The 16,728-nt window shown below is 43.7% G+C and carries 7 protein-coding genes; 1 reads left to right on the top strand and 6 read right to left on the bottom strand.

The window, feature by feature from the left end; all coding sequences use genetic code 11:
• Positions 1-86: 86 nt before the first annotated feature.
• Both F2B13_RS01050 and F2B13_RS01045 read right to left on the bottom strand, forming a co-directional pair.
• Entirely contained in the window at positions 87-3,884 is a 3,798-nt protein-coding gene (locus tag F2B13_RS01050) for a PKD domain-containing protein (protein WP_232625174.1), read from the bottom strand.
• 4 nt (positions 3,885-3,888) lie between these two features.
• Entirely contained in the window at positions 3,889-8,520 is a 4,632-nt protein-coding gene (locus tag F2B13_RS01045; RefSeq protein ID WP_149277048.1) for a PKD domain-containing protein, read from the bottom strand.
• 393 nt (positions 8,521-8,913) lie between these two features.
• On the opposite strand from F2B13_RS01045, the gene F2B13_RS01040 reads away from it, so the two are divergent.
• Positions 8,914-10,269, top strand: coding sequence for a Gfo/Idh/MocA family protein (locus F2B13_RS01040; RefSeq protein ID WP_149277047.1), 1,356 nt, complete (start codon positions 8,914-8,916; stop codon positions 10,267-10,269).
• A 65-nt stretch (positions 10,270-10,334) separates the two neighbouring features.
• Here the strand turns inward: F2B13_RS01040 and rhaM are convergent, their stop codons facing one another.
• From rhaM to F2B13_RS01020, 4 genes are all read right to left on the bottom strand, one after another.
• Positions 10,335-10,649 (bottom strand): L-rhamnose mutarotase, encoded by a 315-nt coding sequence (gene rhaM / locus F2B13_RS01035; protein ID WP_149277046.1) that lies wholly within the window; start codon positions 10,647-10,649, stop codon positions 10,335-10,337.
• An 87-nt stretch (positions 10,650-10,736) separates the two neighbouring features.
• Positions 10,737-14,285, bottom strand: coding sequence for a sulfatase-like hydrolase/transferase (locus tag F2B13_RS01030; RefSeq protein ID WP_149277045.1), 3,549 nt, complete (start codon positions 14,283-14,285; stop codon positions 10,737-10,739).
• A gap of 446 nt (positions 14,286-14,731) precedes the next feature.
• The gene (locus F2B13_RS01025) at positions 14,732-15,883 is read right to left on the bottom strand and encodes a Gfo/Idh/MocA family protein (RefSeq protein WP_149277044.1); all 1,152 of its coding nucleotides are present in this window, start codon (positions 15,881-15,883) and stop codon (positions 14,732-14,734) included.
• Between the two features lie 24 nt (positions 15,884-15,907).
• Complete coding sequence (locus F2B13_RS01020; protein ID WP_149277043.1) at positions 15,908-16,720, bottom strand: sugar phosphate isomerase/epimerase family protein; 813 nt, start codon at positions 16,718-16,720, stop codon at positions 15,908-15,910.
• Between the last annotated feature and the right edge of the window lie 8 nt (positions 16,721-16,728).

Genomic DNA, 16,728 nt, shown 5'->3' with positions numbered 1-16,728 from the left:
AATACCGTATTTAAAATACTAGACTTATGATAGAAATATATCCCCTACTTAAAAGGAAAATCTCATTATATTGATAATTCTCCTTATTATCGCACGAGCATCTTACGTTCATATGATTTACCATTCACGTCGTAGGCCGCGACCACATAAACGCCAGCGGACAAACTTGCCACATCGATGGTATAAACATTGCCCGGTTGCAATTGCTCTTGGTTAATCGATTCTAGCAATTTACCTTGTAAATCAAATATAGAAATAACCCGTACGTCGATCGGTTCGGCAAAAACCAACTCCACAAGTTCAGATGCAGGGTTTGGAAATAGAACAAAATCGTCTTCTGGGTCTACTGGACCATCTGGCTCAACTACAGTTATTTGCAAGATATCCGTGGTCGTAATCCCCTCGGAATCCTCAACGGATAGAATTGCGCTATACACGCCTACAGCCGTATAAACATGTGTTGTCGTTACACCAGTCTCGATTGCACTACCATCTCCAAAATCCCAAGTATATTCCACAATTCCAACATCATCGCTTGATGCACTTCCATCAAAATTGACGCTTAACGGGGCTGGCCCCTCGTTCAAACTTGACGAAGCTACGGCAACAGGTGGTTCGTTACCAATTTGAGTAAATATGATATGAATAGAGTGGCTTTCCGTAACATTAGTAAAAGTGTAGTTTTCGATCACTCCCAATGAGACATTATCGACCAAAACGTCAGCAATTTCAAAACCTTCTTCAGGCGTCATTTCAAATACCTGAGCAGCCCCTTCTTGCAACTCAATGGAGCCGGCCGGTGAAATCTCTCCACCTAATCCGGAAGAGGCCGTAATAATATAAGTGATGCGCTCAAAAGAGACCTCGATGGTATGTGCCGTGGTCACATTTTCAAAAAGATAACTTTCTACGGCACCAACGGAGTTCCCGTCAATCAAGACATCGGCTATTTGGTAGCCCTCCTCAGGGGTCATTTCAAATAGTTGATCCGCACCACTATCTACCTCCGTAGCTCCAACTGGAGAAATCGCTCCTCCCAATCCAGAAGAAGCTGTAATCGTGTACGAAACGGCTTCAACTGCTGAAAAGGAAACCTCTATAGTATGCGAAGCGCTCACATTTTCGAACAAGTAACTGCTTATTGCACCCACAGAACTTCCATCGACCAACACATCGGCAATTTCATACCCCGTATCGGCATTGAAATTAAATTCAGGGTCATCTCCTTCGGTTACCACAATTTCCCCTGCGGGGGAAATCGAGCCGTTTTCACCTGCAGATGCGGAAATCGTGTACGTAGGTGCAGGTGCTACAGTTATTTGCACTGTTTCAGAATCGGAGTTACCATTACTATCGGTCACGGTCAACGTTGCAGTATATACCCCCTCCTCTGAATACACAAACGTAGGGTTTGCCAAGGTCGATTCTGAGCTAGCTCCATCACCAAACTGCCAAAGATAAGAGGCGATTCCCTCATCATCGGCCGAATCGATTCCACGAAACTCGACCTGTAAGGGCAGATTCCCGCTCAATGGTGCAGCACTGGCTTCCGCTACCGGGTTTCCCGAGTTATCAATAATCCAGGTAAAGGTTTCAGAACTTGTTTCGTTGTTATCATTATCAATGACCGTAACTTCTACCTCATACGGACTATTTTCGGCTGCTCCCGGTGTATTGTCGGTTTCTCTTGGAGATTGAGGTGCACTTGTCAGCTCGCTATCGGAATAGGACGGCCCATCAACCTTATATAGGGCCACTTTATCTATCGCGTGCCCCGATGACCTTTCCGAAATTTCCATGGTATAGGTCCCTGCATTGACAAACCATACGTAGATATTATGGGCATCGTTATCACTTGTTCGGGCTTGCCAATCATAATTTTCGGGACTTCCTCCACTTCTCCAAATTTTGAAGTAGCCGTTACTTCCACCACCTTCCGGTGTCGTGCTAGCAGTTATTCGAGAGCTTCCTTTTGGAAAAACAATATCGGTCTGTGCACCCTGAACATTCGAAATCAAACTTGACTCGCTTCCTGGGTTTCCTTTATATCCAAAAAACCAAACATCGCTATTGTTTGGAAAACGCAGCCAATTATCATTCTGATCTGACTCCGAACTACCACTATAAAAATTTCGCCAACTAAATCGGTATACCCCTGGAGTGCTAATCGTTATATCGTAAGGAATAGTTCCCCCGTTTTGACTGTTGAAGCTATTCGTGCCCGCAATAATCCCCGTTGCTCCACCCGTATTCGTCAAAGACCAGTTAGGAACGATAGTACCCGATTCGGCTTCAATAATTACACGACCGGACTCTTCCAAGAATGCATTACCAGAAGAATTTCCGGGTTGCCGAACGGTACCGGTGATCAACCCTGTTGAGGGGTTGATTGTCAATGAAGGGGGTAATCCGGTAGCGGAATATTCAAGATTATTTCCCGTTCCGTTCGTAAGTATCTGTAAGGACACATTATCTCCTTCCTGATCGTACTGTGTACCCGGGTTGACCACACCAGCTGCCAGTTCTCCGTTGTTCAAAATAATCTCTGAGGAAGATGAAGCCCCGTAATTAATGGTCAATACTGCCGTAGCTCCAATTCCAGAACCATTAAGCGTTATAGTAACCGGATTAGTACTTCCCGGTGGAAGCAGTACATTTTCGAGCGCGCCAGAGGTTATCTGAAAATTTGAGGCACCGGAACCCGTTATTTCCATAGACCGTATAAATACACCTACGTTTCCACCTACGGCGGCCATATCAAAGTTCTTTGACGAATTGACCTCCAGCTCAACAGCATCGGGTAGGGTCAACGAACTTGCCGTACTTGGCGTACCCGCTGGAGCATCTACTCCGTAATATTCCATATTCTTTTGGTTACCCCCTCCCTTTTGGGGCGATCCCGCTAGTACGTAAACTCCATTGCCCGATACAATTGCTTGGGTTCCGTGACGCTCGTAATTCATATCCGACAACCGCTGCCAAGTCTGGGTTGCCGGGTCATATTGCTCCGTGATTTTTAGCGCATCATTAACCTCCACACCATAAACCATTTCATTTTCGACCTCCCCGCCAATAACCAATAATTTTCCATTTAATACGGCCACAGAGGGTGCGCCCCTTGGTGTAGGAAGGTTTTGGGCAGCGGCCAACGTACTCCATTGACCGTTATTAAAATCATACACATCAACTTCGGGAATAACCGGTTTAAAAGTACCTTCGGCCCCACCAGATAGCCTTCCCCCTGCCAAATAAAGTTTATCCCCGACTATAGCGGAATGAAAATGATCACGGGCTCTCGGTGCGTCGGCCAGAACGGTCCATTCCCCGGTTTGCGGGTCATATTCATCGAACCAACTTACATAGCCCCCATTATGGCCAACGGTATTTCCACCTGTGATATAGAACTTGTCATTGTAGACCACCAAACCGGTAGAACCCCTTCTTCTGTTTTGAGGAATCAAGGGGCCCCTGATCCATTCTTCGGACACGGGATTAAAAGCCCATACGTAGTCGGCAGGCTCTTCATTGGGAAACGCGTTGTTTTTAAAAGCTCCAATAACCCAAATTAATCCTTTGTACTCCGTGGCCTGAAAGTGGTTGAACTCCTCAGGAGCCGAATTTTCGAGCTGTGACCATGTATTAGTTGCATAATCGTACACATCGAGAGTCCTCGAGTTTTCACGACCTCCCATGACATAGAACTTGTCACCCGCCTGAACCACGGAACATTCGTGACGTGCCGTATAATTTTCAGACTCGTTCTTATCGACCCACTGGGCATTTACAGCGTTCAAAAAAATGCATGACACCAAACCGGTCAAAAAAGACCTGAAACTTATTCCGAATAATTTTTTCATAGTGTTGTCGCCGGCAATCTCTTTCATATCATTATCTATGGATAAGCATTTTTCGAGTGAGTGTTTTTCCGTTTGCCAAAATCGCCTTAACAACATATAGGCCTTCCGATAAACTTGAAACCTCCAGTACGTAGCCCATTCCTTGCTGTACTTCAGTAGCCCCTACGCGCTTCAAAAATTTTCCGTTGGTAGTAAATATAGATAACCATAAAATCTCGGCATTTGGTGCAAAGCGCAAGGTTATCTCACTTGAGGCGGGGTTCGGGTACAACACAAATTCCTCCCCTTGGGTTGCAGGGTCATTGACCAAAATGACAATCTGGTCTTCGGAAATAATACCATCGGTATCCTCCACAGAAAGGATTACCGTATACTCCCCAGGTTCCGCAAAAATATGGGTTACGGAGGCCCCGGTCTCAACGGCAGAACCATCACCAAAATCCCATGAATACGTTGCAATACCATTGTCATCTGTTGAAGCACTACCATCGAAATCAACACTTAATGGTGCGGGGCCACTAGCAACACTAGAGTTGGCCACCGCTATTGGAATTTGATTTCCGACCTGAGTAAAAATGACATGAATCGTATGATCTTCTGCGACATTGGTAAAGGAATAGGTACCTTGAATACCAACAGACGTTCCATCGACCACGACATCACCTATTTCGAAACCAGTTTCAGGAGTCATTGTAAATACTTGGTCATCCCCTTGGGCCATTGAAATTTGACCCGATGGCGAAATGGTGCCTCCAATACCTGAGGATGCCATAATAGTATATTCACTCTGTTCTTCTATCGTCCAGAAAAAGCTCATACTCGCCGTTTCCGAACTCGGTTTGCTCACCTCAATGGTTACACTATGAACACCATCATTATTTGGTCCTCCAGATAAAGCATCCGTGGTGATAGTACCAAAGATTTGACCATTGGTAGGTTCAATATCGATTCCTGAAGGTTGCCCTGAAATCGAATAGGTAAAATTCTCTTGAGCATCACCACCAGTGGCAACGACGGCCAATTCACTTTGATCACCAACCCTATTAGACTGATTCGCTATCTGTTCGATATCGATATCGCTACCTTGCTGACCCGCGGTGCGTATTTCTATGGCGCTAACCATTGGGTTTTCAATTTGGTGCGCGAAGGCTATATTAAGAACACCATCGGAAACAGTTGCGGGTAAAGAGAGCATACCCCCTGCCAAGTTGCCAAAAGTGGCAATCGGGTCAAAGTCATCTTGGGCTATCGCACCCTCGATTAAAATATCGAACACTCTTGACCCAATGGTATTAGTTTCCTCAAAACTATTACCTATAAAGAGATTAACGGTGTATTCACCATTAGGTACAGCCAAGGTAAATTCCATCTGTGGTTGCGATATGACTTCATAACGATGTTCACTAAAAAGGGCATCGAATGTAGTTTGGTCGATATAATCGGGGATGGAAGCCACATCACGGTCAGCATACACCAAATTATCTTCAAATATCTGGCCGGTATTCACACTGTAGGAACTACCAGAAACAGGACCGGCAGTAGCATTGGCCTCCCAATCCATTTCACCATCCGTAGCCGCTACCTGGGCACCTCCCGCATTTATTCTGGCCACAACACTTTCCGTAGTATTCCCACTGGTTAATATAGCGGCGAGTGGTATTATCAATGGGGAATTAGTACCCGTATGTACTATTTCTAAGTTAGCCGTTTTTGTTCCTGCAATCTCGTTAGGGGAAAAACTTAAGGGCAGCGACTTGGTAACGCCCGGCCCTATCGTTAAAGGAAAATTTGCCGACGTACTAAAAAGTGCAGCATCCTGCCCGGTTATATTAACAGCAGTTATATCGATAGATCCCGAGGAAGGCCCGCCTTCATTGGTGAGCCCAGGTATTAACTGTGCCGCCGAGGCAGACGTCTGAAAGGAACCGAAATCAATAGGGTCTATAGAAGAAGTGAGGTTCTTTTCCCCGTTCTCTATTACATTGATAAAATCCCAAGTGGCCGTAAATTCTTGGCCCGATTGTTTCGCCGTACCTATGATCCCAACTGCCATACCCTTTGCATCGTCGGCAGCCAGAATACTGTTGGGCAATACTATACTGCTTCCCAATTGGTTCAAAGTTTGACCGTTATCAAGCGAGTAGTAGGGTTGTGCCGTATTTGTCGATGGGTTAACGCTTATAAAAAGGTCCACTCCCGCGGCCCCTAAAAGACCCGGAATATCATATTGCTGGGAGACCACATTCGACGCCCCTCCCTCTGTCACAATATCAACACCGTATATATTATCGCCCATGGTGACACCCTCTGAAATGGCCATTTTAAGGTAATTGTCCTGATCTCCATTTCCGATATAAATACCGTAGGAACGATCGCTGACGGGATCAATATTGTAAAAGGGGTTTTCAATTTTTGAATGTACCGTAAAAGGTGCAGAGTTTACATCGACGTTGATTCCGAACTGAAAAGCGTTCTCCTGGGTATTCAAATTACCGGTAGCGTCGCCCGTGCTTAAATTATCGACGGTGGCCTTACCACCTGCGCCCCCAAAAGTTAGGTTTTCAGAATCGAACTGATCTATATAATCGGTATTACCGCTAGGATCTAACATGAGCCCGGTAAATCCTAAACCAAAAAGTCCGGTTCCCGGATCGTTGTTCCAAAACGGGTAGTTGATCGGCAGATTGGTGGTGGTTCCATTATTGGGGTCGACCGCAAAGGCATCATCATTGTCCAAAATACCGTCATTATCATCATCGTCATCGTTCAAATCGGAGATAAAATCCCCATCATTGTCATTGGGTTTACTTCCTCCTGAACAAAGATCGGTTCCATTTGCCGCCTCATCGTCATTCGTATATCCGTCCGAGTCATAATCTTCAGACCCTACATAACCGGGATCTCCGGGTTGAAGACAAGTTCCGAAATCTGTAGGTTCAAAAACCGTGATCCCGTTTGCTCCATAGGTAGCCGCCCAAATCGTACCTGGAAAGGGATCATCGTCACCTTGGGCGATAACGTCCAAGGGAAGCGCTCCAAAACCTGAGAAAAATCCCCGTTGTCTGCCACCTGAGGCAAGACCGTCACCGGAAGCATTCAATTGATATCGGTTAATAGATCCACTAGAACTATAGGAAGCGGTCAAAATATCGCCCTGCATCGCTCCATTGAAGTTACTTGCGGTATACTCACATATACCGTTGGTTGAAAGCCCTATGATGTCAAGTATATTTACCCTGGGGTCATTGTCGGCATCAGCCAAATATTCGCCTTGCCTCGAATCATCGGGATAATCGGCTAGCGTAAAACTAGTATTGTAATATCCAGAAACCCCCGATAGCATATCACTAAACGTTTCATTCGCGGTTACTTCCCATTCACTTCCTGTATATTCATATACCTTGATATCGGCCTTTGAAGGAAATGCCCTCACCGGAACAGGGTGGCCTGCATAGTAGGTACCATTAGCATCGTCAATAGTCCCTAAGAAATGTAATGCATCACCGTGCGTATTGCTATTGTCTTCATTGAAATCATTGGTCACATAGTCGCCAGCACCCGGATTATAATTGGCCGCGCTCTGATCTGCCTTCGGCTGCCCGTTGGCGCCATATATTACCGGGGGACCTCCCCAGTTCTTGTTAGGTCCGTTATCGCTTGAATATATTCTTCCATCGTCGGTTATCATTACGTCATATGCGTTTCGAAACCCAGGGGAAAAAATCTGTACTGGACCACCAGGTTCGGTAATGGCCTGATTTAGACCGTTCTCTCCCCCAAATGGATCTCCCAAATCAATAGTAGCATTGTACATCGGGTGGCCAGAAGGGTACGGAAAATTAGGGTTGGCATTCGTAATATCCGCCCTTAATGGGTCGTTGAGCGTAGGTAAATCATAGACGTACTTGATATTCCCATAACGTGTATCCGTGAAAGGGCCGCCGTTCGCAGCTTCTATCTGTTCCAATTGACTCAGATTGACGATGAGCAAAGCGGCCGATAGATAGGTTTCAGACGTGCCCGCGAAATTGTTACTAGGGGCGCCTTTGTTGGCATTACCACCCTGCTGTAAAAGCAGATATGTGTTCCCTCCCCTTTCAAAAATATCCATTCCGTTTGTTGAATGGTTTTCCTCACATCGCGGAAGGCCACGTACCAAGTCGACCTTATCCCACGTGCTACCATTCCATGTCAATCTCGACAATACACCGGAATTGGTATCCAGGTTACTATCCTCACCGTTACCTCCACCTCCAATTCGAGAGTCGGAAGAACTTACATATAAAATCGGGTTAGTAGCAGTGCCTGTTGCTAAGAGACCTGTGACTTGACGGGTAGTCATAATATTGACAGTTCCATCATCGTTGTGATTTGGGGTGCCTGTCTTGATGATATCAATCGTTTTACTTTCACTAATGGAATAGGTTCCAGAACCAGGCGCCGCACCGTCTCGATCTACCGTATATTCCAAGATGGTACCATCTTGTTGCGCAACATATAATTTATTATTGGGTCCAAAATCGAGAGAGGTAGGGTTGGTCAGGTTCTCGCCTACCAATCCAGAAGAATTAAAACTTTGACCAAGGCACACCAGAGAAAAAAAGAAGGTCAAGATAAAAAGGGGGATAATACTTTGGGGCAAGTACAAGTAATAGTTTTTCATAGAATTATTATTTCACACGTATCAAATGGCCGATAAATAACCAATCGCAAAAATAAGGGAATGTATTACCAATTTCTGAATTAAAGATGTCAAATTCGCTCATTTATATTTTTTTATCGATTACTGGTCAGTATTAAAAATACGATCCGGTGAGAAGTAATAGATTTGAGAATAAGAAAAAACCTATAAATCATACCGTTAAAAGTTATCTTTCATAAAGGATTTACTTTCTTAAATTACTCCTACTTATTCGATTGTCGACCTCATTATTATTTTCTAAAACCTGATTGGTTTTGGATAATATAAGTATCTACATCTAAAACACCTTCTGAACTTTAAACCCTACCTTGTTTTCTTAGTATTTTACTATCTTTAAAATTATAATTTGGAAACATGCACGTTAACAGACGAAATTTTATCAAAGGTACAACCGCTGCAATGGTACTGTCCTCATTCGGGGCTTATGGAATCGATTTGATGCATCGTGAAAAACCAATAAGAGTGGGTCTCATAGGTACTGGGTGGTATGGTAAAAGCGATCTTTTTCGCCTTATTCAGGTGGCTAATGTAGAAGTAATATCACTTTGCGATGCGGATGCCCGTATGCTCGAAGAAGCTGCGGAATTAGTAAGCCAACGACAAAGGTCCGGAAAGAAGCCCAGAACCTATTCGGATTATAGAAAAATGTTGTCTGAAAAGGATCTTGATATTGTATTGATAGGCACTCCAGATCATTGGCATGCCCTCCAAGGCATCGAGGCCTTAAAATCTGGCGCCCACGTATATCTTCAAAAACCAATAAGTGTTGATGTCATCGAAGGGGAGTCACTCGTATCAGCGGCAAAAAAGTATGGTAAAATAATTCAAGTGGGGACCCAGCGAAAAAGCACGCCGCATTTGGTAGAAGCCAAGAAAAATATCGTAGATGCAGGGCTTTTGGGAAAAGTGTCCCATGTAGATATATGCTGTTATTACCACATGCGCGATACCGGGAATAGACCGCCAGTACCCGTTCCCGATTTCTTTGATTATAATATGTGGACAGGACCAGCACCTTTGCGAGAGTTCGACGGGCTTCCCCATCGCCGTTGGAGAGCATTTATGGAATATGGTAACGGTATTGTAGGCGATATGTGTGTTCACATGCTCGATACCGTACGTTGGATGCTAGGTCTTGGCTGGCCCAAACGAGTAAGCTCTTCCGGCGGCATCTATGTTCAGAAAGAAGCTAAGGCCAATATTAGTGATACGCAAACGGCAGTTTTTGAATTTGACGAGCTCAATTGTGTCTGGAACCATCGCTCATGGGGCTCCCCTGCAGATTCGGAATACCCGTGGTCCTTTAAGATTTACGGCGACAAGGGTACATTGCTAGGAAGCGTTATGCAATATGATTTTATTCCTCAGGGAGGAGGTGAGAAAATACATAAAGATGTCATCTATGAAAAGGAAAAATATCCTGAAGACCTGACCGAAAAAGATATCGAACTTCATGCTGCACCGGCCACTCGGGCCCATATGATAGATTTTCTGTCCGCAATAGACACGGGAACACAACCCGTAGCCAGTATACAGGAAGGGCATATTTCTACAGCTAGTTGTATCTTGGCCAATATGGCCATGAATCTCAACAGACCGTTAGTTTATGATCAGAAGGAAATGATTATCGTAGACGACCCCGAAGCTACTGCCTTACTTAAAAGAGGTTACAGAGAAGGTTGGGAACATCCTCTTCCAAAAAGCGTGTAACCCTGTAGCTCTGACAGATAACGTAAGGCCAAAGCCAAGATAAATTAGAATTTAACTCATTAAGATTAGGCCAGATAGAAAACCTCCTCTAGTGGAATAGAAATGGGAGAGTTGTCTCCATGAACTTCCATAATGTCTGCCATATAATCCCACCATTTTCGAACAATCGGATGATTGGCTAAATCTTGGGACCCTTCTTTTCCGGAAAGTTTTTGAAATGCAAATAAAGTATGGGTTTCGGTATCAAAAAAAATAGAATACTCACCTACCCCCGCTGAATGCAAAAGTTCTTTGAGTTCTGGCCAAATCTCATTGTGGCGTCGCATGTATTCCTCTTTATACCCACTTTTCAACTTCATCTTAAATGCTACTCGTTTCATGATTTTTCAGTCAAAATTTTTGTGTAGAACTAATTTATTTAACGAAATCGCTCATCTTAAAGCATCCGCACTACAAACCTTTTTTTACTAAAAAGAATTGATAATCAGTTCAATATTATGTTTTCCCGGGGATAGCCGTATGTTTTCAAAGCCGGGGTTTATTTTTATACCATCTAATTTGATGACTTTATCCGTAGAGGTTCGTGTTTCGAATTCTGCCACCATATTCGCTGGTATTTCTATGGTATAGCGCTGCAACCTATTATTGACAAAAGTGTACTCGGCCATTATTGGTCCTTTAATAGTGGGAACTTTGACCGAACTCTTCTTCAGTGTACCCATTTGAGGTCTGATCAGGGCAACCCCGAACCCCGGTGTTTTCGGTGTTATTCCCCATAGCCCCCGGGGAATAATATTGGCCGGCACGGCACCCCATGCATGGTTCCAGTCGGCGTTGGGTTTATACTTCATATCCCAGGCCTCTAGCGTTATCGTCGAGCCGATACGAATCATGTTATACCAACTTCGATCAGATGTGGAAGACAATAACGTTAGAGCATAATCATCAGCCCCAGCATTATAAAGGCCTTCCATTAAATATTGTGCGCCATATACACTGCACGCCATACCTCTCGCTTTGATAAAATCGATGACCTGGGGAATACGTTCTTTAGGCACAATATTAAATGCCAATGGAAGCATATTGGCATGTATGGAAGAATGATCGGTTCCTTCGCCATCGACATATGCCCCGGTTTTCGTGTCAAACAATTTTGTGTTTATCGCTTTCTTCGCCTTTATTGCCCGTAGTTCGAATTCAATTGCTTCATCGGTTTTGCCCAACAAGTTTGCAAATTCGGCCATGATCTGCATATTCCGATAATAGAAGCTGTTTATTACAGTATTATAAGGCCTAAACACAAACCCATCACGTTCTCCCATCACATTGGGGTCACCCCCCCAACCTGATGGGGGCCAATCTACAATATCTCTAAAGGTTTCGGTCATATCTTTTGGAAAACCAAGTTTATCCATGAGTTCAGGAGTCATTTTTGAAGAGCTAATAAGGCCGTCTTCACGAGCAAGCTCAAAAAGTGTCTTGTGTTTAAGCCGATCATAATACTTCTCGATAAGTTCAGTATTGCCCGTATACATATAATCCGCATAAAACATGAGCGCTACATGCTGTTGCCATTCAGTGGGCCAAGTAGGATGCTCCATAAAATACTCGATCGTCTGACGGGCCATGGCATATTCGCTATCAGTAGTATAATGGCTCAACTGGTTAAGGTAGGCATCAGCCTCATAGGGTATTCGCTCTCGGTCCCCGTCGACATATAACCCATTAAACGTGGTGGCTTTGATAGAATACTTGCACAGATCCCACACCTCATCAAGAATGGGATTTGAACTATCGAACGAGCTTGCATCCTCTTCCCAATAGGAGTGGAAAGCTAGCTGTTCAAAATCTTGCGCCACCAAATTTCTATGAGCCCCTTCCACCTCTGCATATCGAAAAGGCATAAGTACCGGAAAACCCTTTGGTAACGGAAGTGCTTTACCCGGCAAGGTATTTCTTTGATCAGGTTTAATAGAAATTTGATAATAATGGCGTCCTTCTTTTACCGGTACGGTTATCTCTTGATACCTAATATGGCTTTTTTTAGGAGGCTTCCTATTGATTTGCCCGCCCTCTAGTTGTTCTCCAATGCGAACAGTTAAATTTTGGTCGGAAGGCGCGTCATAGGTAAATCCCATAGTAGCAAAAGCATCTTTTCCGAAATCCATAAAATAGACATTCTGTCTTTTCTCAAAAATTTTAGGAATTATGGTATCGACTTGAAAGCTGTTTGGAGTGGTAATAGTTTTTCCATCCAACTCACCCATCGTAAACCTCTGATATTTTGAATACTTGGTGAGACGATTGTCCACATCCCAAATGCGTACTTTCCAAAAATAAGTTTGACCAGGGCGCAATGCATTGCCCCCATGCTCGACATCAAAAGATTCGTTTGATCGTATCTGACCGCTATTCCAAATATCACCGATATTATTTTTGATGTTCTCTAGGGACGAACTCACTAGAATTTGATAGGCCGATTGTACCACGGCACCCTTTGGTACTACCCATGAAAATTCAGGCTTGGTATCCAAAATTTCTGTATCGCTCGGTCTTCTGATGAACTCGACCGTCAAATCGGTAGGGCCATCGGAAAATGAATCCCTTTTACTTTCGATCAGTTCTTCCGTTTTATTTCTAAGGGATTCTAAAACCGACGTATAGTTTTTGTCAGCAGCCAAATTTTCGATTTCATTCGGGTCTTTATTGAGGTCATAAAGTTCTTCCACGGATTTGTCGTTCACATACCTGAAATACTTCCAGTCTTTCGTTCGCACTCCTTCACTCGGCGGTATATGTTCGAATTCCCAGAGATGTTCTATCAAAACGGTATCGCGTCTCAATTCTTTTGATTTTCCGGAAACCAGTGGCACAAGACTCTTTCCTTGCCAATTTGAAGGACGTGCTACCCCGGCATAATCGAGAATGGTCGCCGGTACATCTACATTCAACGCCATTTGATCACTATCCTTTTGCTTTTTGGCACGGGGGTCATAAATAATAAGAGGTACCCTTACCGAATTATCGTAGAGCAACCATTTACCGGCCAATTGACGTTCCCCTAAAAAATAGCCATTGTCACCCATAAGAATGATTACCGTATTTTTTTCAAGGCCTTTGCGTACTAGTAGTTCCCTAATTTTTTCGATTTCGCGGTCTATCCCAGAAATCATACGGTAATAGCCCTTAACACTGTGTTGATATTTCTCGGGGGTGTCATACCTCCAGTACCAACGCGTTCTGTTGAAACCCTCCCTAACGAATTTAGGCAGTTGCTGAAAATATTTATCCTCTGAAAAGTTAGGGTCTGGAACTGAGATATTGTCAAGTAACCTATCGGACTCTTCCTGCCAGAAATATTGGTCTTCCGCAGCATCATGGGCATGAGGAGCGCTAAAGCTCAACGAGAGACAAAAAGGTCTTGATGAAGTACTCTCCTCAATAAAATCAAGTGCTTTTTGTCCGGTATAGCGGGTAAGGTGCACGGTATCTTTCCCTAATGTTTTGTAGAAATAACCTCTTCGGTCTTTAAAAGCTCCATTTCGGTCATAAGACTCATAACTATCAAACTGTTTCTGAAGGTTTTGGTAGCGCACTCCATATTTACCATAAAAACCCGTTCGGTACCCGTTATTTTTAAGAATTTTAGGGTAGGAATCATCCATATAGGCGCTTCGAATATCACCCGTTTGAAAATTGTAATTATGTGCACGCTCATATAAACCAGTAAGAATACTGGCCCTGCTAGCTGCACATATCGGTGTGGTCACCATGGCATGGCTAAAATAGGTCCCTTCCTCGGCGAGCTTGTCCATTTCAGGAGTAGAAATCAAGTTGTTTCCTGCATACCCTAATGCATCATAACGCTGGTCATCGGTCAATATAAAAATGATATTGGGTCGCTCTCCCTTTAAAGACGCCGATTTTTCTTGACTCAACAGGGCAATGCTCGGAAAAAAAATGAGTATCACTGCAGCTATTCTAATCCTGTTCTGTTTCTTAAGAAGGTTGTTCATTTCCTGCTATTTTGTTGAAATATACAAAATACGCTCAAAGTAGACTTCGGGCATCCTGTACAATCCTGAGAGCACCTTATTTGGCCATTTGAACGAATGAAAAAGTTGGGTTAAAATTAGCCAACCCCTTATTTATCGCCAATGCATTAAGTAAAGGACTCGTAAAAACACTGCATTTTGTTATCTCATTCATATTTAACAGCACAGTACAGGATAGAAAGCAATTAAATAAGTTTTAATATAGTAAAGTGAAGATTAGAGACCTTCATATTGTTTGAGTTAGTTTTGTTGAGTTTTAAGGGCGAATTCTTCATTCGCCCTTTTTTGTTGGCTATTTTGGAGAGTTGACACCAAAGAGAAATCCCGAAAGATCTGTTAAAAACAGACCATCGGGATTCATTGCTAGTTTAAGTAACAACGCTCAAATACTTTTTAATCGAACTTGCCTATTCTACACCGGTATCTTTCCAGCTCTTCGAATTTGCCGAATCGATAACGGCTTCGCATACCTTTTGGGTCTGCAATGCGTTTCTGAAAGTCGGTTGACATGGTTCGCCGGTTTCCAAACTTTTCAGGAAGTCGGCCACTTGATGTACAAAAGAATGTTCATAGCCTATCGAAGTTCCCGGTATCCACCAACGGTCCATGTAGGGCTGGTCTGCATCGGTTACCAATACCCTACGCCATCCACGAACGATACCTTCATCAGAATGGTCAAAAAGTTCTACATAGTTCATTTCGTGTAGATCCCAGCGCAGACTTGCATGCTCTCCGTTGATTTCAAGTGTATATAAGGCTTTGTGCCCCCTTGCATATCGAGTAGCTTCAAACAGCCCTAAAGACCCATTCTCAAAATGGCAATGAAAAATACAGGCATCATCAATACCTACTTTCTGAACCTCTCCCGTAGATTGGTGCACTCTTTCCTTAATAAAGGTTTCGGTCACCGCGGAGACATCTTTAATCGGTCCGTTTAACCACATCGCGCCATCGATACAGTGGGCCAATAGATCTCCGGTCACCCCGGATCCTGCGGCATCGACATCTAAACGCCATAAAGCCTCTCCACCTTGCGGTAGTTCGGGATTGATGGTCCAATCTTGCAAAAAATTCGATCTATAGTGAAAAATTTGGCCCAGTTTACCAGAGTCTACAATTTGTTTTATAAGGGTGACTGCTGGAATTCTACGATAGTTATACCAAACCGTATTGGCCACACCTGCCTTTTCAACGGCATCGACCATAGGCTGTGCTTCCGCGACTGTTCTTGCCAAGGGTTTCTCACATAATACCATTTTACCAGCCTCTGCGGCCGCAATAGCGATATTGGCATGCATATCGTTAGGCGTACAAATATCTACGGCATCGATATCGTCACGCTCGATTACCTTTTTCCAATCCGTCTCGTAAGACTCATAGCCCCATTGTTCGGCAAAGGCCTTTACTTTTTCTTCTGTACGCGAACAAACCGTTTTCAAAATGGGGCGATATTCCAATTCCGGGAAAAAATCGCCAATACGCTTGTAACCATTCGTATGTGTTCGCGCCATTAAACCTGTACCTATAAGACCGATACGTAATTCTTTTTTATTTGCCATTTTCATTCAATTTGATTTAAATCTTTACAATAGTGGTTTTAATACTTTATCTATATAGACCCCATCTTTCATCGTAATGCCGTCCGGGTCGGTAATAGCCTCTTCGCATTCATCTTCAACAATGATCCACCCTCCAAAGTCAGTCTCCTTGAGATACCTCGTAATACCCTCGAAGTCGATAATGCCTTCCCCCATTCGAGCCCATCGCCCATCTTGGAACATATCTTTATAATGAATACAATTGACCAATTCACGATATTGTTTAATTACTTTCAAAGGATCCATTCCCCCTTTGGCCATATGGCCTACATCGGGTGTATACTTAATTACCTTATTATCCAATCCATTGAGTAGGATTTCATAATCTTCTTCGGTTCGATATATAGACCCCATAGGCGAGTTCGGATGGTATGAGCAAACAATGCCTTCATCTGACGCCCTACGCGCAATTTCGTTGACACAAGACAGGAGATTCTGCTGACGTTCCTTCAGATCGTTACGATCTTGGCCCGGCATTTGTACAAGAAGTAGAATAGCATCGGGAAAATGCTTCATGAATTCAATCCACTGATCTGCATTCAATTTCTCAGCAACGGTCTCTTGCGGGTTTCTCCAGTCTTCTACGTGACATAGTACAGAAAGTTCAATACCATGTTTGTCCAGTACTTCCTTAAAAAGAACCGGGTCTGTAAAATTAGTCATAAAGCCCGTATCGGGTTCTATACTTTCAAAACCTGCTTTAGATGTGACTTCGATGATATGTTCGAGCCGATTTTTATATGTATCGCCAGACATGGCCCAAGTATATGTCTCGCAACCTATTCGCATTTTTTCCATACAGAAAA

It is taken from the genome of Pareuzebyella sediminis, from assembly GCF_008367235.1.
Taxonomy (GTDB): domain Bacteria; phylum Bacteroidota; class Bacteroidia; order Flavobacteriales; family Flavobacteriaceae; genus Pareuzebyella; species Pareuzebyella sediminis.
The sequence above is the reverse complement of the archived record's forward strand: the minus strand, read 5'-3'. Positions and strand labels throughout refer to the sequence as shown.